Source organism: Anaerovorax odorimutans, assembly GCF_024459955.1.
GTDB classification, from domain to species: Bacteria; Bacillota; Clostridia; order Peptostreptococcales; family Anaerovoracaceae; genus Hominibacterium; species Hominibacterium odorimutans_A.
Genome location: NZ_JANFXK010000150.1, coordinates 1 through 261, shown reverse-complemented (window position 1 = coordinate 261; position 261 = coordinate 1). Strand labels below are relative to the sequence as shown.

General features: G+C 46.7%; 1 pseudogene. It reads right to left on the bottom strand.

What is annotated here, in order from left to right:
* A pseudogene (locus NE619_RS18265) lies at positions 1-261 on the bottom strand (hypothetical protein); the annotation flags it as partial.

The following is a 261-nucleotide window of genomic DNA, read 5'->3' as shown; positions in this document are numbered from 1 at the left end:
CAAAAGAGGAAAGGGGCACCGGTGCGATGGCCGTATACATGTACAACTTAAAAAAGCGCCCATAGACGCTCATAATCATAATGAAACTCAATACGGTAATAAAGAGGCTGCCAATCAAGGTTACGGCCCACAACGGGATACTTTCAAAGAAGCCGCAATCCTCCACGGCTGTGATAATCTCGTTTGGGAGCATGGTTTTCGTTGCAGAGCCAAACCCGGACGATTTCATAATGGTGCTCACCACACCTTGAGCAATTTTGA